This window comes from Streptomyces sp. NPDC002573 (genome assembly GCF_042889625.1).
Lineage (GTDB): Bacteria > Actinomycetota > Actinomycetes > Streptomycetales > Streptomycetaceae > Streptomyces > Streptomyces gibsoniae.
On record NZ_JBIARC010000005.1, the window covers coordinates 1 to 19174 of the forward strand.

The following is a 19174-nucleotide window of genomic DNA, read 5'->3' on the forward strand; positions in this document are numbered from 1 at the left end:
CATCGTTCGCTGGAGCGACGGGCACGTCAGCTTGTTCACCGGCGTGGACGCCAAGGGTCTGCACGACGAAGTCCCGCTCGTGCCGGTGGGCTGACTGGCGGAGGATGGGAGTTGAGTCGTCTGTTTCGACGGAAACCGGAGTGACCCGAGAACACGTAGCGTCATGATGGCGAAGCTACCCGTACATGGTGGATACCCAAGCAAGAAGACCCTGGCTCTCCAGATCGAGCACAACCGCTCCGCGCGCGGTCTGCAGGGCATGATCTTCACGCGGAACGACCGGGCCGGCGAGGGCAAGTTGTCCTCACGGCTCGGCCTGGTCACGGACGCGGAGGAGGTCGCCGAGGGGCAGGACCTCTACGCCTATCTGGTCGACCATCTCTCGCAGGGCGGCCGCGCCGACTACGTGATCGCGGACGAGGCCCAGTTCCTGGCGCCGGAACAGATAGACCAGCTGGCCCGTGCGGTCGACGATCTCGGCCTCGACGTCTACGCCTTCGGCATCACCACCGACTTCCGCAGCAAGCTCTTCCCCGGCTCACAGCGCCTCGTGGAGCTGGCCGACCGGGTCGAGGTCCTCCAGGTGGAGGCCCTGTGCTGGTGCGGCGCCCGCGCCACCCACAATGCCCGCACGATCGGGGGCGCGATGGTGGTCGAGGGCGCCCAGGTGGTCGTGGGCGACGTCAACCAGTCCGCGGACGAGGTCGGCTACGAGGTGCTGTGCCGCCGCCACCACCGACGCCGTATGACGGCGGCCACGGCCCGCGCCGCCGCCCTCTCCCCGGACGTCCTGCCGGTGTCGTCCACCTGACGAACCGAGGAATCACCCGATCGGCCGGTCGAGCCGGCTGACCACCGCGAACACCGCGCCCTCCGGATCCGCGACGGTGGCCGCAGGGCCGACGGCCGTGACGTCCCCGGAGCGCACCACACGCCCGCCCAGTGCGGCGACCCGCTCGGCCGCCCGGTCGACGTCCTCGACCTGGAAGTACGTCAGCCAGTGCGGGCCGCGGTCCCGGGGCAGGGCGGGGCATGCCCCATGGATGCCGGCGACCGGACGCCCGTCGATACGCAGGACGACGTCGTCGGGGTCGTCGTCCACGACCGGCTCCCGCCCGGCTGCGAAGACGGTCCGGTAGAACTTGGCGACGCCCGCGGCGTCGTAGGTGAACAGCTCGTTCCATGCGGGGGTGCCGGGGACGCCCGTCAGGCCCCTGCCGAGGTGTTCGGCCGCCTGCCAGACGCCGAACACCGCGCCCATCGGATCGGAGACGATCGCGAGCCGTCCGGCCTCGTCGGCGTCCAGCGGACCGACCGCGACCGTGCCGCCGCAGCTGCGGACCGACTCGGCGGTCGCGTCCACGTCGTCCGAGGCGAAGTACGGCGTCCAGGCGGCCGGCAGCTGACCGTCCGGCGGCAGCAGACCGATACCGGCCACCTCTTGTTCGTTCAGCACGGCCCGCACATACCGTCCCAGCGGCCGGGGGCCCGGCCGGAACTCCCAGCCGAACAGTGCCCCGTAGAACTCCTGGGTGGCGGCCATCCCGTGCACCATCAGACTCGCCCAGCAAGGGGTGCCGGGCGGATGCCACGCATGCGTAGTGCCGTTCGGCCCCCGCGCTTCGGTCATGGTCACTCTCTTCTCGGCCATTGGTGGTGGCCGCTCGGCTTCCACCGCGTGCGCATGTGCCGCGCACGCGCAGGTGCACGCCCCGTGCCGATGCTCGCACCACGGCGTGTGTCCTGCGCTGCGGCCGCGCCGGGGTGTGGCGTCCGCGAGCCGTGGGCCTGGCCGTCCCCGCGGATGGCGGGCACGGCCGATCGGGAGTACGGGGTGTGCCCGATTCCGTACGAACGGTGATCGGGACCGTCCGGCGGAGCAGAGTAGCCGGAGACGGGCGAGGCGGCCACCCCGTGCGCAAGGATGGGGCCATGAAGGCCATCATCTCCGCATCCGAACTCGCGACCGACCTGGCGGGGCCGCGTCCGCCGACGCTCCTGGACATCCGCTGGCAGCTCAGCACCGCGGCCGGTCCCCGCTTCGACGGCCGCGCCGCCCATGCGGCCGGGCACATTCCGGGTGCCGTCTTCGTGGACCTGGACGCCGACCTCGCGGGCCCGCCCGGTCCCGCGGGCCGTCATCCGCTGCCCGACATGGATCACTTCGGTGCCGCGATGCGGGCCGCGGGCGTCTCCTCCGACCGGCCGGTCGTCGTGTACGACGACGGACCGGGCTGGGCCGCCGCGCGCGCGTGGTGGATGCTGCGCTGGACGGGTCACCCGGACGTGCGGGTGCTCGACGGCGGACTGGGCACCTGGGAGGGGCCGTTGGCCACCGGCGTCGAGGAGACCACCCTCGGCGACTTCCGGCCCGCGCCGGGTGCCGTACGGCTGCTCGACGCCGACGGCGCCGCGGCGCTCGCCCGTACGGGCCTGCTGCTGGACGCGCGGGCCGGTGAGCGCTACCGGGGCGAGGTCGAGCCGATCGACCGCGTGGGCGGCCACATCCCGGGCGCGGTGTCCGCGCCGACGACGGAGAACCTGACGGAGACCGGGCACTTCCGGTCCGCCGCCGAACTCGCCGAACGCTTCAAGGCGCTCGGCGTGACGGAGGGCGGCGAGGTCGGCGTGTACTGCGGTTCGGGAGTCTCAGCGGCCCAGCAGGTCCTGGCGCTCACGCTCGCGGGGATCCCCGCCGCGCTGTATGTGGGCTCGTGGTCGGAGTGGTCGTCGGACGGAAGCCGGCCGGTGGCGGTGGGATCCGACCCGCAGTGAACGCCCGTTGCCCGGCCTGACCGCCTCAGGGTGACCACATGGGTGCGGGGCCCACGCGATCGCGCGGGCCCCGCACCCATGTCCCGACTGTTCCTGTGCGCGTACGCCTACGCCTACTCCTGCTTCTTGCGGCGCGTTCCGAACACGATCTCGTCCCAGCTGGGGACGGCCGCCCGACGACCCGGACGGACGCCGTCCGCCTCGGCCTGACGGTCCGTCGCACCGATGAGGCGATCGCGGTGGCTGGCGACCGTGCGCGGCATCAGCACGTCCGCGTACGCCGAACCGGCCGAGGCCGCGGGCGCCGGGGGCTCCTCCGCCGCGGGCTCCTCGACGGGCTCCTCCTCCTGAGGTTCCGCGGGCCGCTCGGGCACGACCATGTCACCGCGGAAGCTCGGCACCGCCTCCAGGAGGCTGGTGAGCGAGTCCCGTTCACTCGTGCTCTCCTCGGCGGGCTCGGGCGCCTGCGCGGGGAGGACCGGCCGGTCCGCCGGGCGGTCCAGGGCGCGGTCGAGCCGGCCTTCGCGCGGCAGACGCGCGATCCGCGGTACGAACGGGTAGCTCGGCTCGGGCGCCGCCAGGTCGTCGGACTCGCCGATCAGCGAACGGGCCTCGTCGTCGACGGCCTGGACGAGTCGCCTGGGCGGGTCGTACGTCCAGCTCGCCGAGTGCATCTCGCCCGCGACCCGGTAGACGAGCAGGACCTCCCAGGTGCCGTCGTCGCGGCGCCAGGAGTCCCACTGGACGGTGTCCTTCTCGGCACCGCGCAGCAACAGCCGTTCCTGGACGGCCTCGCCGAGCTGGGGGCCGGCGTTCTCCCCGGGCCTGCGCACGGGCGTCTTGCGGGCGCGCTCGGCCATGAAGGCGCGCTCGGCGAGGACCGGGCCCTCGAAGCGGCGCACGCGGTCGACCGGAATCCCGGCGAGCTGTGCGACCTCTTCGGCGGACGCGCCGGCCCGTATCCGGGCCTGGATGTCGCGGGGGCGGAGGTGGCTCTCCACCTCGATCTCGATCTGGCCGAGGCGGGGACGGTCGCCGCGCACGGCGGCGCGGAGCCGTTCGTCGATCGGAAGCGTGTACTCCGTGCTGTCCGCAGCCTTCAGCACCAGCCGTGTGCCGTCATTGGAGACGGCCACGACACGCAGTTCGGGCATGGGGACCTCCCGGGTGGTGCCTGCCGACGTCACGTGCGTCGCTGCTTCCGCTAGTCGAGTGTGGCCTGCCCGGGTGCAGCCTGCCACAACCTTGCCGAGTTGCCCGGCGTGTCGGGCATGGGCCCTGGGCCGCCGTTATGGCACGGTTACCTATTCGCAACGCTAAGTGACCAACTCCGTCACCCTGTGCAACTAGCCCCCTCCCGGCGGTCCAGTAAGGCCCCGGACGCCCTGGCGGGAGACCGGACCCAGGGCTCGCAACAGTACTCCATTCGGGCCACCTGCGTGGATCGGCGCGCCGCCCAACTTCTGGCAAGCTGCGCGAGTTGGCCGTCCGATGAGCCGTTTTCGTGTCCCTCAAACGTGGCGCACCTCACCCAACCGCCCGAAACGGAACCAATGGTGGGAGCCGTGCGTCCGCCCTCTCGTGCGGGCGGACGATCTTCCACGGGCGACCGGGTGCGACCTGAGTCTCCGTTACGCGCCCAGTACCCGCCGGAGGTAGTCGTTCCCGAAGCGCCGGTCCGGGTCGAGCCGGTCCCGTACGGCCGTGAACTCGCCGAAACGCGGATAGGCCCCGGCGAGGTACTCCGCGTCACGCGTGTGGACCTTGCCCCAGTGCGGTCGCCCCTCGTGTGCCGTGAAGATCCGTTCGGCGGCGGTGAAGTATGCCTGATATGGCGTACCGCGGAACATGTGTACGGCGATGTACGCACTGTCCCGTCCGGACGCCGTGGACAGGGGGATGTCGTCGGCCGGGGCGGTGCGGACCTCGACCGGGAAGCTGACGCGCAGGTTCGACCGGTCGACCATGGCCTTCAGTTCGAGCAGCGTGTCCACGAGGGCCGCGCGCGGGACGGCGTACTCCATCTCCACGAACCGCACCCGCCGCGGCGAGGTGAAGACCTTGTAGGGGATGTCGGTGTAGGTGCGCGCCGACAGGGCGCGGCTGGAGATCCGGGCGATCGCCGGGATGGTGGCGGGAACGGCGCGGCCGACCAGGTTGGCCGCGTGGAAGACGCCGTTGGATAGGAACTCGTCCTCGAACCAGCCGTTCAGCTGCCCGACCGGCTTCTCGGGGCCGGCGCTGCGGTTGTTGCGCTTGGTGTTGGTGTTCCCGGTGTGCGGGAACCAGTAGAACTCGAAGTGCTCGTTCTCGGCCCACAGTTCGTCGAACTCGGTGAGGACCCTCTCCAGGGGCATCGGCTCCTCGCGGGCCGTGAGCAGGAAGACCGGCTCCACCGCGAAGGTGATCGCGGTGATGATCCCCAGGGCGCCGATGCCGATGCGGGCCGCCGCGAAGACCTCCGGGTTCTCCTTCTCGGAGCAGGTGAGCACCGAGCCGTCCGCCGTGACCAGTTCAAGTCCCCTGATCTGCGCGGCGATCGAGCCGGACTCGCGGCCGGTGCCGTGCGTGCCGGTGCTGGTGGCGCCGGAGACGGTCTGCTCCATGATGTCGCCCATGTTCGTGAGCGACAGTCCTTCGCGCGCGAGCGCCGCGTTGAGTCGCTTGAGCGGGGTGCCCGCCTCGACGGTGACCGTGCCGGCCGCTCGGTCGATCCCGCGTATGCCCGTCAGCAGTTGAGGACGTATCAGCACCCCGTCGGTGGCCGCGGCGGCCGTGAAGGAGTGCCCGGTGCCGACGGCCTTCATCGTGAGGCCGTCCTCGGCCGTCCTGCGCACGGCGTCGGAGAGTTCCTCGACCGAGGCGGGGGTGATCTCCCGCAGGGGCCGGGCGGTGACGTTCCCCGCCCAGTTACGCCACGTGCCGCTCTTCCCGCTCACTGTGGTGCTCATGGGACCCTCCCCGCTGCGGAACCGGCCTGCTGAGCCGGCGGTACCCGAGGAAACCGACCGCGACCGCGACGGCCCCGGACACGGCCGGAACCCCGTACCCGGTCCTCGCGCCGGCCGCGTCGATCACCCAGCCGGCCATGGAGGAACCGATCGCGACCCCGACCGCGAGCCCGGTGGACACCCAGGTCATTCCCTCGGTCAGATACGCGCGTGGTACGTGCCGTTCGATGAGGGCCATCGTCGTGATCATGGTGGGTGCGATGGTCAGGCCCGCAACGAACAACGCCACGGCCAGAAACGGCAAGTTTCCGACCAGTAGGAGGGGGATCATACTCACGGCCATGGCACATATGCCCAGTAGCCATCTGCGTTCCGGGGCGCCCGTGAAGCGCAGCAGCCCGAAGACCAGGCCGGCGGCGCAGGAGCCCGCCGCGTAGAGCGCCAGGACGACGCTGGCGGCCGCCTTGTGGCCCTGCTCGTCGGCGAAGGCGACGGTCACCACGTCGACCGCGCCGAAGATCGTTCCCGTGGCCACGAACGTGGCGACCAGGACCTGGAGTCCCGGTGAGCGCAGCGCGGTGCCCCCGGTGTGGTCGTCGCGCGGGTGCGGCTCGGGTTCGGTGGCGCGCTGCGCTGTGAGCCAGAGGACGCCGGTCGCGAGGAAGCATGCCGCCAGCAGGGGCCCGGCCTCCGGGAACCAACTGGTGGACAGACCGATGGAGATGATCGGTCCGAAGATGAAGCACACCTCGTCGACCACCGACTCGAAGGAGTACGCGGTGTGCAGGTGCGGGGTGCCCCGGTACACGGCCGCCCAGCGGGCCCTGACCATCGCGCCGAGACTGGGCACCGCGCCGATGCCCGCGGCGCATCCGAAGAGCACCCAGTCCGGCCAGGCGAGGTGGGCGGCCAGGAGCAGTCCCGTGGCCGCGGTCAGCGCGACGAGCGTCGCCGGGCGCAGCACCCGGCGTTGACCGTACCGGTCGACCAGGCGCGAGATCTGGGGGCCGACGACGGCGGCGGACAGCGCGATGGTGGCCGAGAGGCCGCCCGCGAGCCGATAGCGTCCGGTGAGCTGGGAGACCATCGTGACCACGCCGATGCCCATCATCGACAGCGGCATCCGGCCGAGGAAACCGGCGGCGGAGAAGCCCTTGGAGCCGGGGGCGGCGAACAGGGCGCGGTAGGGGCTTGGCACGGAGTCTCCGATGCGTCCGGTAAGGCGTGAAAAGGAGGCATGTACCTTACGCGTTAGGCAACCCTAACGTATTCGCCATGCGGTGTCCGCACCAGTGTTCGGACATGGCTGAGCGGTGTGACCGCGGGGCGGGCGTCATGCGTACGGGCGGGTGGCGCAAGCGCTGTCGGTGGTGAGTGGCAGGATCGTAGACATGCCCGATGCACTGGATGCCAGCCCGTACGACGCCCTGTTGCTCCTCTCGTTCGGCGGCCCGGAGGGCCCGGACGACGTGGTCCCGTTCCTGGAGAACGTGACGCGGGGCCGAGGCATCCCCAAGGAGCGCCTGAAGGAGGTGGGGCAGCACTACTTCCTCTTCGGCGGGATCAGCCCCATCAACGGCCAGAACCGCGCCCTCCTGGACGCCCTTCGCAAGGACTTCGCCGGCCACGGCCTCGACCTGCCCGTCTACTGGGGCAACCGCAACTGGGCGCCCTATGTGACCGACACCCTGCGCGAGATGGTCACGGACGGTCACCGCCGCATCCTGGTCCTCGCCACCAGCGCCTACGCCTCGTACTCGGGCTGCCGCCAGTACCGCGAGGACCTCGCCGGAGCCCTGGCCGCGCTGGAGGCCGAAGGGCTGGAGCTGCCGGAGATCGACAAGCTGCGGCACTACTTCAACCACCCGGGCTTCGTGGAGCCGATGATCGAGGGTGTCCTGGCGTCCCTGGCCGACCTCCCCGAGGACGTCCGGGCCGGCGCCCACATCGCCTTCACCACCCACTCCATCCCGACCACGGCGGCCGACACCTCCGGCCCGGCCGAGGGGCACGGGGACGGCGGGGCCTATGTGAGCCAGCACCTGGACGTGGCGCGGTTGATCGCCGACGCCGTGCGCGAGCGGACGGGTGTGGACCGCCCCTGGCGGCTCGTCTACCAGTCGCGCTCGGGCGCGCCGCAGATCCCCTGGCTGGAGCCGGACATCTGCGACCACCTGGAGGAGCTGCACGGCGCCGGGGTCCCGGCCGTCGTGATGGCGCCGATCGGGTTCGTCTCGGACCACATGGAGGTCCTGTACGACCTGGACACGGAGGCCGAGGCGAAGGCCGGGGAGCTGGGCCTGCCGGTGCGCCGCTCGGCCACCGTCGGGGCCGACCCGCGGTTCGCCGCCGCCGTCCGCGACCTGGTCGTCGAGCGCGCCGCCACCGAGCGCGGGCAGCAGGTGACCCCGTGCGCCCTCGGGGCGCTGGGCCCGAGCCACAACCTCTGTCCGGTGGGCTGCTGCCCGGCCCGCACTCCCAAGCCCGCCGCCGCGGGCGCCGACAGCCCGTACGTGTGAGGAGCACCGTGACCGACCAGGCAGAGCCGTCCGAACGGCTGAAGGCCGAACTGCTGGACCTCGCGCTGGAGGCGGCGACCCGGGCGGGGACCTTCCTGCGCGAGGGGCGCCCCGACGACCTCGGGGTGGCCGCCACCAAGTCCAGCGCCATCGATGTCGTCACCGAGATGGACATCGCCGCCGAGAAGCTGATCACCGGGCTGCTCAGCGACCGCAGGCCCGACGACGGCCTGCTCGGTGAGGAGGGGGCCAGCGTCGAGAGCCGTAGCGGCGTCGAATGGGTGATCGACCCGATCGACGGCACGGTGAACTACCTCTACGGGCTGCCGAGCTGGGCCATCTCCATCGCGGCCCGCAAGGACGGGGAGACCCTCGTCGGAGTGGTCCACGCCCCCATGCGCGAGGAGATGTTCCGGGCGGTCCTGGGCGGGGGCGCGTTCCTGAACGACCGCCCCGCGCACGTGCGCCCCGCGCCCGAACTGGGGCTCGCCCTGGTGGGCACCGGCTTCGGCTATCTCGCCGAGCGCAAGGCCCAGCAGGCCGAGGTGGTGCGGCGGCTGATCCCGGAGGTGCGGGACATCCGCCGGGGCGGCTCCGCCGCGATCGACCTGTGCGACGTGGCGGCGGGACGCCTGGACGCCTACTACGAACGAGGGCTGAACCCCTGGGACTACGCGGCGGGCGACCTGATCGCCCGGGAGGCGGGCGCCCTGACCGGCGGCCGCGCCGGGGAGCCGATCTCCCCGGCCCTGACGATCGCGGCCCCGCCGGGCCTCTTCGAAAGCCTTCGGGCCAGGCTGGACGACCTGGGGGCGTGGCACGACTGACCGAAACCGCCCTCCGGCCCGTTCGGCCGGAGGGGTGAGTGTGCGCGACGGCGCCACGGGCCCCACGCCCCGGCGCCGTACGTGAGGCGGGGCCCCGGCCTGGATCTGCCGGGGCCCCGCTTCGAGCGAGCTGATCAGACGCGCGTCGCGCCGACTTCCACACCGTGCTCGGCGGCAAGGCGGTGCAGGTCGTCGAGCTCCGACTGTTCGACGTCCGCAAGGAAGTCGTCGCCGGTTTCACGGGCACGCGTCAGGTCGGACTCGGTCGCCCGTATGCGCTGCAGAAGTCCTGCGGTGAATGCGTCCATGCTGCGCCCCCTCGTCCTGGGTCGTGGGTCGGTGGCACGGGGGTGTGCCATTGGGAAGGGACGATCACGTCTTCTGGGTGCCCAGCGCTGCCCTGGCTGGGCGGCGACGGTGCCGGACACCCACGCCCGCTCTGCGGAAGCGGTGAGCAGCCGACCACATGTGGTGTGTCACATGCAGAGCGTGATCGTGGGGTGTAAAGCCGTCCTCCCCCGACGTTCTCCGTCGGAAACCTCAACCACCCGAGAAAATTTCGCATTCCCTCGCGCCGCGATCGTCGTCCTGGGCCCCACTCACCCGCCTTACAGCCGGTTTACGGCCGAAAAGGGCAGGATGGAGGTCACACCCACGACAGACCCGCCCGCGGGCTGCCCGCTATCCGGGCGCCGCGGGTGGACACAGGAAGGACAAGCGACGTGCGCGTACTCGTCGTCGAGGACGAGCAGCTGCTCGCCGATGCGGTGGCCACCGGACTGCGCCGGGAGGCCATGGCCGTCGACGTCGTGTACGACGGTGCGGCCGCCCTGGAGCGCATCGGCGTCAACGACTACGACGTGGTCGTCCTCGACCGTGACCTTCCGCTGGTGCACGGTGACGACATCTGCCGCAAGATCGTCGAGCTGGGGATGCCCACCCGCGTCCTGATGCTCACCGCTTCGGGCGATGTCAGCGACCGTGTCGAGGGCCTGGAGATCGGCGCGGACGACTATCTGCCCAAGCCGTTCGCGTTCAGCGAGCTGATCGCCCGGGTGCGGGCCCTCGGCCGGCGTACGAGCGTGCCGCTGCCGCCCGTTCTGGAGCGCGCGGGGATCAAGCTCGACCCCAACCGCCGCGAGGTCTTCCGCGAGGGCCGTGAGGTCCAGCTCGCGCCCAAGGAGTTCGCGGTCCTGGAGGTGCTCATGCGCAGCGAGGGCGCCGTCGTCTCGGCCGAGCAGCTCCTGGAGAAGGCCTGGGACGAGAACACGGATCCGTTCACCAACGTCGTGCGCGTGACCGTCATGACCCTGCGCCGCAAGCTCGGCGAGCCCCCGGTCATCGTCACCGTGCCCGGCTCCGGATACCGGATCTGATCACCGTGGCCACGACACCCGCACCACCCACGGCACCGCCCAAGCCCACCTGGGACCCCCGGCGGCCCGAACCCCCGTTCCCCTGGCTGCGCCCGACCATCCGGATAAGGCTCACGCTGCTCTACGGCGGCATGTTCCTGATCGCCGGCATCCTGCTGCTGTCGATCATCTACCTGTTCGCCGCGCACGCGCTGAACGTGGGCAGCGAACTGCCGTTCAAGATCCTCTCGGGGCAGGTCGCTAGCGACTCCTGCAACTTCCCGTCCCGCCCGTCGGCGTCCGAGCTCAACGACGCCATGAACGCCTGCGTGAACGAACAACGCCAGCAGGCCCTGAACAACCTGCTCAGCCGCTCCCTGCTGGCCCTCCTCGGACTCGCGGTGATCGCCTTCGCCTTCGGCTACGCGATGGCGGGCCGGGTGCTGTCGCCGCTCGGGCGGATCACCCGCACGGCCCGTGCGGTGGCCGGCTCGGACCTGTCCCGGCGGATCGAGCTGGACGGCCCGGACGACGAGCTGAAGGAGCTGGCGGACACCTTCGACGACATGCTGGAGCGGCTCCAGCGGGCCTTCACGGCCCAGCAGCGCTTCGTCGGCAACGCCTCCCACGAGCTGCGCACCCCGCTCGCGATCAACCGCACGCTCCTGGAGGTCCATCTTTCGGACCCCGGGGCGCCCGTGGAGCTGCAGCAGCTCGGCAGGACGCTGCTCGCCACCAACGAGCGCAGCGAGCAGCTCGTGGAGGGCCTTCTGCTGCTCGCCCGCAGCGACAACCAGATCGTCGAGCGCAAGCCCGTCGATCTGGCCGAGGTGGCCTCGCAGGCCGTCGACCAGGTGCACGCCGAGGCGGAGGCCAAGGGGGTGGAGATCCGCGGCGACCGTGCTCCCGCGGTCGTCCGGGGCAACGGGGTGCTGCTGGAGCGGATCGCCCTGAACCTCGTCCAGAACGCGGTGCGCTACAACATCCCGGAGGGCGGCTGGGTGGAGGTGACCACCGAGTTGCAGCACGGGCAGGCGGTCCTGGTGGTCACGAACACCGGTCCGATCGTTCCCGCGTACGAGATCGACAATCTGTTTGAGCCGTTCACGCGGCTGCGGACGGAGCGCACGGGCAGCGACAAGGGCGTCGGCCTGGGTCTGTCCATCGCCCGGTCCGTGGCGCGCGCCCACGGCGGTCACATCACCGCCCAGCCCCGTGAAGGAGGTGGCCTCGTGATGCGCGTCACGCTGCCGGTCTGAGATCATGCCCCCGGGCGCTGCGCGCTGTTCGCTTTGAGCGGAATTTTCGGACACGGAATCCGAGAGGCCGGTGTGTGATCGATCACAAGGGCACCTTTCCGGCCATCTACTCTCCGTGAGCCCGCGGCTCCCGTAAAGCCGGGAAAATCCGGGTTTTCCGGGGGCTTGATCACGGGAAGTACACGATGAGGTGGCTTTGAAGTGCAGCCCCGAGACCGTGTACGGTCCGCTTCGCCATCCAACCCGATCACTCTTGAGGAGTCCGGTTGGGTGTCGATTGAGTAACAGACCTTGATGTGAGGCAAAATCTCCGCCTCGAGGCGGGCACAAGTCCGGCCTCTCACGCGTTACGTGCGCTGGAGACACCCGCAGACACCCAGAGGGGGAGAGCGAAATGGCAACGGATTACGACACCCCACGCAAGACCGACGACGACGTGGACTCCGACAGCCTTGAAGAGCTGAAGGCCAGGCGGAACGACAAGTCCGCGTCGGCCGTAGACGTCGACGAGTTCGAGGCCGCGGAAGGCCTGGAGCTCCCGGGCGCCGACCTCTCCAACGAGGAGTTGGCCGTCCGTGTGCTCCCGAAGCAGCAGGACGAGTTCACCTGTATGAGCTGCTTCCTGGTGCACCACCGCAGCCAGCTGGCCCGGGAGAAGAACGGTCAGCCGATCTGTCGCGACTGCGACTGAGGCGGGGTCGGCCGTGAACGGCTCGACCCCACCTTGGAAGCGCCGCTTCCCGCGCCGGGGAGCGGACCTTGAGCCGCTCGGCGGCTCTGACGGCGTGCGTGACGACGAGCGAGGCTCTTCCGTCGAGGGAGTGGAGGGAACAGCCTCGCTCGAACCGGCACACGCCTCTACGGCCCCCCAGGGGCCGGAGGTGCCGGTCGACTTGCCGGCACCCGTCGCGCGCCGCCGTGCGGCCGCTGTCCGGGCCGGCATCGAGGAGGGCGTCCGCAAGGGCGGCAGTAGGGCCAGGGCGGGTCTGGCGTATCTCGCCGACCGGATCATCGACTTGGCCCCTCGGGTCCCCGTACGGGACCTCCAGACCCTCCGCGCACAGTTCCCCGGGCTCGGGCCCGAGGCACTGGCCGACAAGCTCGTGGCGGGCGCCTCGAAGGCGACGGCCACCGTCGGAGCCGGAGTCGGCGCGGCCGCGATGATGCCGGTGCCGCCGGCCATGCCGACCGAACTGGCCGCGGAGATCACCGGGGTCGCGGCGATCGAGCTGAAACTGATCGCCGAACTGCACGAGGTCTACGGCGTACGACCGCAGGGGACCCTCGGACAGCGCAGCACCGCGTATCTGAAGTCCTGGTCCGGCGAACGCGGGATCGAGGTGACCAAGCCGTCGACGATAGACGCGGCTCTGGGCGGCCAGATGAAGCGGGAACTGCGGCAGCAGATCATGAAGCGCGTGGTCCGCAATCTGCCGAACCTGATGCCGTTCATGGTCGGGGCCGCCGTGGGCGCGGTCATGAACCGACGGGACACGCGACGCCTCGCGGCACGGATCCGCAGAGATCTGCGACGCCGGCAGGTGCCCTGGGAGGCACTGCCGCAGCTGCCGCCTCTCGAGGAACCGAAGAATCCCCTGGAGCTCGGCACCTGACCGCCGGGGCCGGTGGGCCGGCGCGTCCCTACGCCTGCGCCCGCGCCGCCTTGAGCGCCGCCGTCAGCCGCTCCGGCTCCCGCGTCGACAGATACAGATACGGCGTCGGGTCGGCCGGGTCCGCGACCTCGACCTTCAGAGCCGTCGGAATGTACGCCCGCAGCAGCATGAAGGCGCGCGTGTCCGCCTTGTACGTGCGCCAGGCGCGCGCCTCCTCCCCGTTCAGTGTCTCCGAGTCGCCGAGCGCCGACAGCGGGATCCGGGCCTCGCCCGCCACGAGCGAGTCCCCCACCACACGGATCCGCACGGAGCCGTAGGAGCTGACCACCACAGCCGAGGCCGCGGTACCGCCGACCAGTCCGCCGAGCAGCGGGAGCGTGCCGAAGGGCAGCAGGACGAGAGCCAGGGCGACACCGACCAGGAGGCACATCAGCCACCAGGAGCGGGGCGCGGTGAGGCGTTCTTCGTACGGCGACGCGGAGGGCTGCATGAGCCCAAGCTTGGCATGGTGTCCGGGAGGCGTTCACGCGCGGGTAAGGTCTGCGGCTGTGAGTGGTACTTCCGCAGCCCTGACGCCCCCTGCCGACGCCGTGGCGCCCGTGCGGCACCCCGCCGCGCCCGCTCCGGGAGAGCTGCTCGGCGCGCACTACGGGCAGTGCTTCGGGTGCGGGGGAGACCAGCCCCATGGACTGCACCTCCAGGCGCGGGCGGGCGAGGGCGTGTCCCTGACCGCCGAGTTCACCGTCCGGCCCGCCCACCAGGGGGCGCCGGGCCTCGCCCACGGCGGGGTGCTCGCCACCGCCCTCGACGAGACCCTCGGCTCACTGAACTGGCTGCTGCGCACCGTCGCGGTGACCGGACGGCTGGAGACCGACTTCGTACGGCCGGTTCCCGTGGGTACCGTGCTGTATCTGGAGGCCGAGGTGACGGCCGTGGCCGGACGGAAGATCTACTCGACGGCCACCGGCCGGGTGGGCGGCCCCGACGGACCCGTCGCCGTCCGCGCCGAGGCCCTCTTCATCGAGGTCAAGGTCGACCACTTCATCGACAACGGCCGCCCGCAGGAGATCAAGGCGGCCATGAACGACCCGGACCAGCTCCGGCGCACACGAGCCTTCGAGGTGAACCCGTGACCCGCGACCCCGTGAACGTGCTGATCCGGCGCGTCGACCCCGACGTACCCCTTCCGGCGTACGCGCACCCCGGTGACGCGGGGGCCGATCTGCGGACCACCGAGAGCTGCGAGCTCGGACCCGGCGAACGGGCCGTATTGCCCACAGGTGTGTCTGTCGCGCTTCCTGAGGGGTACGCGGCCTTCGTGCATCCCCGTTCGGGTCTCGCCGCGCGCTGCGGTGTCGCCCTCGTGAATGCCCCGGGGACGGTTGATGCCGGGTACCGTGGGGAGATCAAGGTGATCGTGGTGAATCTCGACCCGCGCGAGTCCGTGCGGTTCGAGCGCTTCGACCGGATTGCCCAACTGGTCGTCCAGCAGGTCGAGAGGGTCCGCTTCGAGGAGGTCGCGGAGCTTCCCGGCTCAACGCGGGCCGAGGGGGGCTTCGGGTCCACCGGCGGTCATGCCGCCGTGGGCGGGGCAACGGGTGGGAATCGATACGCTTCGGTCGTATCCGACCGGGAAGGACAGTGACGTGTTCGGACGTCGCAACAAGAAGGGTGCCGCCGAGGATGCGGCCGGCGAGGCCGAGCAGGTCGTCGACGGTATCGACACCGAGGCGGAGGAAGAAGAGGTCGAGCGTGAGCGCGTGAGGCTCGAGCCGGAGCCGCGCCCCGACGGCCCCTGGGACGACACCGAGGTCCGTGAGCCCGGCGAGGGCCGGGTGGACCTGGGCGGTCTGTTCGTGCCCGGGGTCGAGGGCATGGAGCTGCGGGTCGAGGTCGCGGGCGACGCCATCGTCGCGGCGACCGTCGTGCTGCGCGACAGCGCCATCCAGCTGCAGGCCTTCGCCGCGCCCAAGCGCGAGGGCATCTGGGGTGAGGTGCGCGAGGAGATCGCCAGCGGTATCACCCAGCAGGGTGGCATCGTCGACGAGGTCGAGGGGTCGCTGGGCTGGGAGCTGCGCGCCCAGGTTCCGGTGCAGCTGCCGGACGGCACGAGCGGCTTCCAGGTCGTGCGGTTCGTCGGCGTGGACGGTCCGCGCTGGTTCCTGCGGGGTGTGATCTCCGGCCAGGGAGCGGTGCAGCCGCAGGCCGCGGGGCTGCTGGAGCAGATCTTCCGGGACACGGTCGTGGTGCGGGGCGAGGGCCCGATGGCGCCGCGCGACCCGATCGTCCTGAAGCTGCCGAACGACGCGCAGATGGTGCCCGAGGGTGTCCAGCAGGAGGAGGGCGGCTCGCGCTTCTCCGGCGGCATGGGTCAGCTGCAGCGGGGACCCGAGATCACCGAGGTCCGCTGACCGCTCGGCGGACAGGATCGTGCGAGGCCGTATCCCCTGGGGGTACGGCCTCCGTCGTACGCGAATCCATCGGTTCGTGGCTGCATCAGGGTTGTGTCAAAGACGCACGTCGGGGTGCACCCTGTCCGATTTGTCGTAATTGTTGGCCGTAAGGTCGACGGAGCGTACGCAGGTATGTGTAGGAAGACAATGGGGCCATGGGACGCGGCAAGCTTCGGATCTATCTCGGTGCGGCACCGGGTGTCGGCAAGACCTACGCCATGGTGTCCGAGGCCCACCGCCGCATCGAGCGAGGCACGGACTGCGTGGTGGCCTTCGTCGAGCACCACGACCGTCCGCGCACCGAGGTGATGCTGCACGGCCTGGAGCAGATACCGCGCAAGGAGCTCAACCACCGGGGCGCCGTCTTCACCGAGATGGACGTGGACGCGGTGCTGGACCGTGCCCCCGCCGTCGCCCTGGTGGACGAACTCGCCCACACCAACATCCCCGGCTCGCGCAACACCAAGCGCTGGCAGGACGTCGAGGAACTGCTCGCCGCCGGGATCGACGTGGTCTCGACCGTCAACATCCAGCACCTGGAGTCCCTCGGCGACGTCGTGGAGTCCATAACGGGCGTACGGCAGCGGGAGACCGTCCCCGACGAGGTGGTGCGCCGGGCGGACCAGATCGAGCTGGTGGACATGTCCCCGCAGGCCCTGCGCCGGCGGATGGCACACGGCAACATCTACAAGTCGGACAAGGTCGACGCGGCACTGTCGAACTACTTCCGGCCCGGAAACCTGACCGCCCTGCGGGAACTCGCCCTGCTGTGGGTGGCCGACCGGGTCGACGAGTATCTGAACGAGTACCGCCGACGACACCGGGTGTCGACGATCTGGGGCTCACGCGAGCGGATCGTGGTCGGCCTGACCGGCGGCCCCGAGGGCCGGACCCTGATCCGCCGGGCCGCCCGGCTGGCGGAGAAGGGTGCCGGCGGCGAGGTGCTGGCCGTCTACATCTCCCGCAGTGACGGACTCACCTCCGCGTCGCCCAAGGAGCTGGCGGTGCAGCGCACTCTGGCGGAGGATCTTGGCGGAACCTTCCACCACGTCGTCGGCGACGACATCCCGGCGGCGCTCCTGGACTTCGCCCGCGGAGTGAACGCCACCCAGATCGTCCTCGGCTCCTCGCGCCGCAAGGCCTGGCAGTACGTCTTCGGACCCGGCGTCGGCGCCACGGTCGCCCGTGAGTCGGGGTCCGACCTCGACGTGCACATCGTCACCCACGAGGAGGTCGCCAAGGGGCGCGGCCTGCCGGTGGCCCGCGGCGCACGGCTCGGCCGTACCCGCATCATCGCGGGCTGGCTGGTCGGCATCGTCGGCCCGGCCGTCCTCGCGGTGCTGCTGAACACCGTGGACCTCGGCCTCGCCAACGACATGCTGCTGTTCCTGACACTCACCGTGGCGGCGGCCCTGCTCGGCGGTCTCTTCCCCGCGCTCGCCTCGGCGGCCTTCGGCTCCCTGCTGCTGAACTACTTCTACACGCCCCCGCTGCACCGGCTGACGATCGCCGACCCGAAGAACATCGTCGCCATCGTGATCTTCGTCGGGGTCGCGGTGTCGGTGGCCTCGGTGGTGGACCTGGCCGCTCGGCGCACCCACCAGGCGGCACGGCTGCGCGCCGAGTCGGAGATCCTCTCCTTCCTGGCGGGCAGCGTGCTGCGCGGCGAGACCGGCCTCCAGGAGATCCTGGAACGGGTGCGCGAGACCTTCGGCATGGAGTCGGCGGCCCTGCTGGAGCGGACGAGCGAGGTCGACCCCTGGACCTGCGCCGGCAGCGTGGGCCCGGGCACCGCGGTCGAACGGCCCGAGGACGCCGACGTGGACGTACCGGTGGGCGACCATATGGCGCTGGCGCTGTCCGGACGGGTCCTGCCCGCCTCCGACCGCCGCGTCCTGGCCGCGTTCGCCGCGCAGGCCGCGGTGGTGCTGGACCGCCAGCGCCTGCAGCAGGAGGCCGAACAGGCCCGCGCGCTGGCCGAGGGCAACCGCATCCGCACCGCCCTGCTCGCCGCCGTCAGCCATGATCTGCGCACCCCGCTCGCGGGCATCAAGGCGTCGGTCACCTCGCTCAGGTCGGACGACGTGGAGTGGTCGGAGGAGGACCGCGCCGAGCTGCTGGCGGCGATCGAGGAAGGCGCCGACCGGCTCGACCACCTCGTGGGCAACCTGCTCGACATGTCCCGCCTCCAGACCGGAACCGTCACCCCGCTCATCCGGTCGATCGACCTGGACGAGGTGGTGCCGATGGCGCTCGGCGGGGTGCCCGAGGACAGCGTCGAGCTGGACGTCCCGGAGAGCCTGCCGATGGTCGCCGTGGACGCCGGGCTGCTGGAGCGGACGGTTGCCAACCTGGTCGAGAACGCGGTCAAGTACAGCCCTTTGGGAACGCCCGTCCTGGTCGCCGCGAGCGCCCTCGCCGACCGGGTCGAGGTGCGGGTGGTGGACCGGGGTCCGGGCGTCCCCGACGAGGCGAAGGACCGGATCTTCGAACCCTTCCAGCGCTACGGCGACGCCCCCCGCGGTGCCGGTGTCGGCCTCGGCCTCGCGGTCGCCCGTGGCTTCGCCGAGGCCATGGGCGGCACTCTGAACGCCGAGGACACCCCCGGCGGCGGACTCACGATGGTCCTCTCCCTGCGGGGCGTGGGGAGCCCTCAAGGCCTCGCACGCGTCGCCGAACCAGAAAGGCAAACCACATGACCCGGGTGCTCGTGGTCGACGACGAGCCGCAGATCGTGCGCGCCCTCGTGATCAACCTCAAGGCGCGCAAGTACGAGGTGGACGCGGCTCCCGACGGTGCCACCGCACTCCAGCTGGCCGCCGCCCGCCACCCCGACGTCGTCGTGCTCGACCTCGGACTGCCCGACATGGACGGCGTGGAGGTGATCAAGGGGCTGCGCGGCTGGACCCGGGTCCCGATCCTCGTACTGTCCGCCCGCCACTCCTCGGACGAGAAGGTCGAGGCGCTGGACGCGGGCGCCGACGACTACGTCACCAAGCCCTTCGGCATGGACGAACTGCTGGCCCGTCTGCGCGCCGCCGTCCGCCGGGCCGAGCCGAACGGTTCGGGCGAGGACGACGTGCTGGTGGAGACCGAGGGGTTCAGCGTCGACCTGGCCGCCAAGAAGGTCAACCGGGCCGGGAGGGACGTACGCCTTACCCCCACAGAGTGGCATCTGCTGGAGGTGCTCGTCCGCAACACCGGTCGCCTGGTCAGCCAGAAGCAGCTGCTGCAGGAGGTGTGGGGACCGTCGTACGGCACGGAGACGAACTATCTCCGGGTGTACATGGCCCAGCTGCGGCGCAAGCTGGAGGCGGACCCCTCGCACCCGAAGCACTTCATCACCGAGCCGGGTATGGGATACAGATTCGAGAAGTGACGTCCGGGCGCGGGGCTGCGGCATCCGTGCGGGGCTGTCGCAG

19 protein-coding genes are annotated in these 19174 nt (G+C 71.1%); 13 read left to right on the top strand and 6 right to left on the bottom strand.

Annotated features, from left to right (window positions below):
- Window positions 1–163: 163 nt before the first annotated feature.
- Window positions 164–811, top strand: coding sequence for a thymidine kinase (locus ACFYX0_RS06495; RefSeq protein ID WP_388967044.1), 648 nt, complete (start codon window positions 164–166; stop codon window positions 809–811).
- 12 nt (window positions 812–823) lie between these two features.
- Here the strand turns inward: ACFYX0_RS06495 and ACFYX0_RS06500 are convergent, their stop codons facing one another.
- Window positions 824–1630, bottom strand: a complete 807-nt coding sequence (locus ACFYX0_RS06500) for a VOC family protein (protein WP_388967047.1) — start codon at window positions 1628–1630, stop codon at window positions 824–826.
- Between the two features lie 302 nt (window positions 1631–1932).
- On the opposite strand from ACFYX0_RS06500, the gene ACFYX0_RS06505 reads away from it, so the two are divergent.
- Window positions 1933–2775 (top strand): sulfurtransferase, encoded by an 843-nt coding sequence (locus ACFYX0_RS06505; RefSeq protein ID WP_355920232.1) that lies wholly within the window; start codon window positions 1933–1935, stop codon window positions 2773–2775.
- A gap of 113 nt (window positions 2776–2888) precedes the next feature.
- Here ACFYX0_RS06505 and sepH read toward each other — a convergent pair whose 3' ends face one another.
- From sepH to ACFYX0_RS06520, 3 genes are all read right to left on the bottom strand, one after another.
- Entirely contained in the window at window positions 2889–3929 is a 1041-nt protein-coding gene (sepH, locus tag ACFYX0_RS06510) for a septation protein SepH (RefSeq protein ID WP_311691935.1), read from the bottom strand.
- Between the two features lie 477 nt (window positions 3930–4406).
- The gene (locus ACFYX0_RS06515; RefSeq protein ID WP_388967050.1) at window positions 4407–5726 is read right to left on the bottom strand and encodes a D-arabinono-1,4-lactone oxidase; all 1320 of its coding nucleotides are present in this window, start codon (window positions 5724–5726) and stop codon (window positions 4407–4409) included.
- Window positions 5686–6924, bottom strand: coding sequence for an MFS transporter (locus ACFYX0_RS06520; protein ID WP_388967053.1), 1239 nt, complete (start codon window positions 6922–6924; stop codon window positions 5686–5688). The genes ACFYX0_RS06515 and ACFYX0_RS06520 overlap by 41 nt, the downstream gene beginning before the upstream one ends.
- A 193-nt stretch (window positions 6925–7117) precedes the next feature.
- Between ACFYX0_RS06520 and ACFYX0_RS06525 the strand changes: the two genes are divergently transcribed.
- Window positions 7118–8245, top strand: coding sequence for a ferrochelatase (locus ACFYX0_RS06525; protein ID WP_388967056.1), 1128 nt, complete (start codon window positions 7118–7120; stop codon window positions 8243–8245).
- Between the two features lie 8 nt (window positions 8246–8253).
- Window positions 8254–9072 carry an inositol monophosphatase family protein gene (locus ACFYX0_RS06530; protein ID WP_355920243.1) on the top strand — a complete coding sequence of 273 codons (819 nt, stop codon included), beginning with the start codon at window positions 8254–8256 and terminating at the stop codon, window positions 9070–9072.
- A gap of 134 nt (window positions 9073–9206) precedes the next feature.
- Here ACFYX0_RS06530 and ACFYX0_RS06535 read toward each other — a convergent pair whose 3' ends face one another.
- Window positions 9207–9380, bottom strand: coding sequence for a hypothetical protein (locus ACFYX0_RS06535; RefSeq protein ID WP_234513720.1), 174 nt, complete (start codon window positions 9378–9380; stop codon window positions 9207–9209).
- A gap of 414 nt (window positions 9381–9794) precedes the next feature.
- Here ACFYX0_RS06535 and ACFYX0_RS06540 point away from each other — a divergent pair, with 414 nt between their 5' ends.
- The 4 genes from ACFYX0_RS06540 to ACFYX0_RS06555 all read left to right on the top strand — a co-directional run bounded on the left by ACFYX0_RS06540 (window position 9795) and on the right by ACFYX0_RS06555 (window position 13299).
- Window positions 9795–10448, top strand: coding sequence for a response regulator transcription factor (locus ACFYX0_RS06540; RefSeq protein WP_311691946.1), 654 nt, complete (start codon window positions 9795–9797; stop codon window positions 10446–10448).
- Between the two features lie 5 nt (window positions 10449–10453).
- The gene (locus ACFYX0_RS06545; RefSeq protein WP_388967059.1) at window positions 10454–11686 is read left to right on the top strand and encodes a sensor histidine kinase; all 1233 of its coding nucleotides are present in this window, start codon (window positions 10454–10456) and stop codon (window positions 11684–11686) included.
- A gap of 394 nt (window positions 11687–12080) precedes the next feature.
- Complete coding sequence (locus ACFYX0_RS06550; RefSeq protein WP_003993510.1) at window positions 12081–12377, top strand: DUF4193 domain-containing protein; 297 nt, start codon at window positions 12081–12083, stop codon at window positions 12375–12377.
- Window positions 12378–12390: 13 nt separating this feature from the next.
- A complete protein-coding gene (locus ACFYX0_RS06555) occupies window positions 12391–13299 on the top strand; it encodes a hypothetical protein (protein ID WP_388967062.1) in 909 nt (302 codons plus the stop codon).
- A 28-nt stretch (window positions 13300–13327) separates the two neighbouring features.
- Here ACFYX0_RS06555 and ACFYX0_RS06560 read toward each other — a convergent pair whose 3' ends face one another.
- Window positions 13328–13789 (bottom strand): DUF3093 domain-containing protein, encoded by a 462-nt coding sequence (locus ACFYX0_RS06560; protein ID WP_388967065.1) that lies wholly within the window; start codon window positions 13787–13789, stop codon window positions 13328–13330.
- 58 nt (window positions 13790–13847) lie between these two features.
- Here ACFYX0_RS06560 and ACFYX0_RS06565 point away from each other — a divergent pair, with 58 nt between their 5' ends.
- The 5 genes from ACFYX0_RS06565 to ACFYX0_RS06585 all read left to right on the top strand — a co-directional run bounded on the left by ACFYX0_RS06565 (window position 13848) and on the right by ACFYX0_RS06585 (window position 19131).
- A complete protein-coding gene (locus tag ACFYX0_RS06565; RefSeq protein WP_355920255.1) occupies window positions 13848–14432 on the top strand; it encodes a PaaI family thioesterase in 585 nt (194 codons plus the stop codon).
- On the top strand, window positions 14429–14944 hold the full coding sequence (dut, locus tag ACFYX0_RS06570; protein ID WP_311691956.1) for a dUTP diphosphatase: 516 nt from the start codon (window positions 14429–14431) through the stop codon (window positions 14942–14944). The genes ACFYX0_RS06565 and dut overlap by 4 nt, the downstream gene beginning before the upstream one ends.
- Window position 14945: 1 nt before the next feature.
- A complete protein-coding gene (locus ACFYX0_RS06575) occupies window positions 14946–15710 on the top strand; it encodes a DUF3710 domain-containing protein (protein ID WP_388967068.1) in 765 nt (254 codons plus the stop codon).
- Window positions 15711–15907: 197 nt separating this feature from the next.
- Complete coding sequence (locus tag ACFYX0_RS06580) at window positions 15908–18451, top strand: ATP-binding protein (RefSeq protein ID WP_388967071.1); 2544 nt, start codon at window positions 15908–15910, stop codon at window positions 18449–18451.
- Window positions 18448–19131 (top strand): response regulator, encoded by a 684-nt coding sequence (locus ACFYX0_RS06585; RefSeq protein ID WP_388967074.1) that lies wholly within the window; start codon window positions 18448–18450, stop codon window positions 19129–19131. Before ACFYX0_RS06580 ends, ACFYX0_RS06585 begins: the two co-directional genes overlap by 4 nt.
- The last annotated feature ends 43 nt before the right edge of the window (window positions 19132–19174 follow it).

Bases quoted from the DNA above. Each gene is read 5' to 3' on its own strand.
- ACFYX0_RS06495 (WP_388967044.1), top strand. From the start codon at position 164: ATGATGGCGAAGCTACCCGTACATGGTGGATACCCAAGCAAGAAGACC.
- ACFYX0_RS06500 (WP_388967047.1), bottom strand. From the start codon at position 1,630: ATGACCGAAGCGCGGGGGCCGAACGGCACTACGCATGCGTGGCATCCG.
- ACFYX0_RS06505 (WP_355920232.1), top strand. From the start codon at position 1,933: ATGAAGGCCATCATCTCCGCATCCGAACTCGCGACCGACCTGGCGGGG.
- sepH (WP_311691935.1), bottom strand. From the start codon at position 3,929: ATGCCCGAACTGCGTGTCGTGGCCGTCTCCAATGACGGCACACGGCTG.
- ACFYX0_RS06515 (WP_388967050.1), bottom strand. From the start codon at position 5,726: ATGAGCACCACAGTGAGCGGGAAGAGCGGCACGTGGCGTAACTGGGCG.
- ACFYX0_RS06525 (WP_388967056.1), top strand. From the start codon at position 7,118: ATGCCCGATGCACTGGATGCCAGCCCGTACGACGCCCTGTTGCTCCTC.
- ACFYX0_RS06535 (WP_234513720.1), bottom strand. From the start codon at position 9,380: ATGGACGCATTCACCGCAGGACTTCTGCAGCGCATACGGGCGACCGAG.
- ACFYX0_RS06550 (WP_003993510.1), top strand. From the start codon at position 12,081: ATGGCAACGGATTACGACACCCCACGCAAGACCGACGACGACGTGGAC.
- ACFYX0_RS06560 (WP_388967065.1), bottom strand. From the start codon at position 13,789: ATGCAGCCCTCCGCGTCGCCGTACGAAGAACGCCTCACCGCGCCCCGC.
- ACFYX0_RS06580 (WP_388967071.1), top strand. From the start codon at position 15,908: ATGGGACGCGGCAAGCTTCGGATCTATCTCGGTGCGGCACCGGGTGTC.
- ACFYX0_RS06585 (WP_388967074.1), top strand. From the start codon at position 18,448: ATGACCCGGGTGCTCGTGGTCGACGACGAGCCGCAGATCGTGCGCGCC.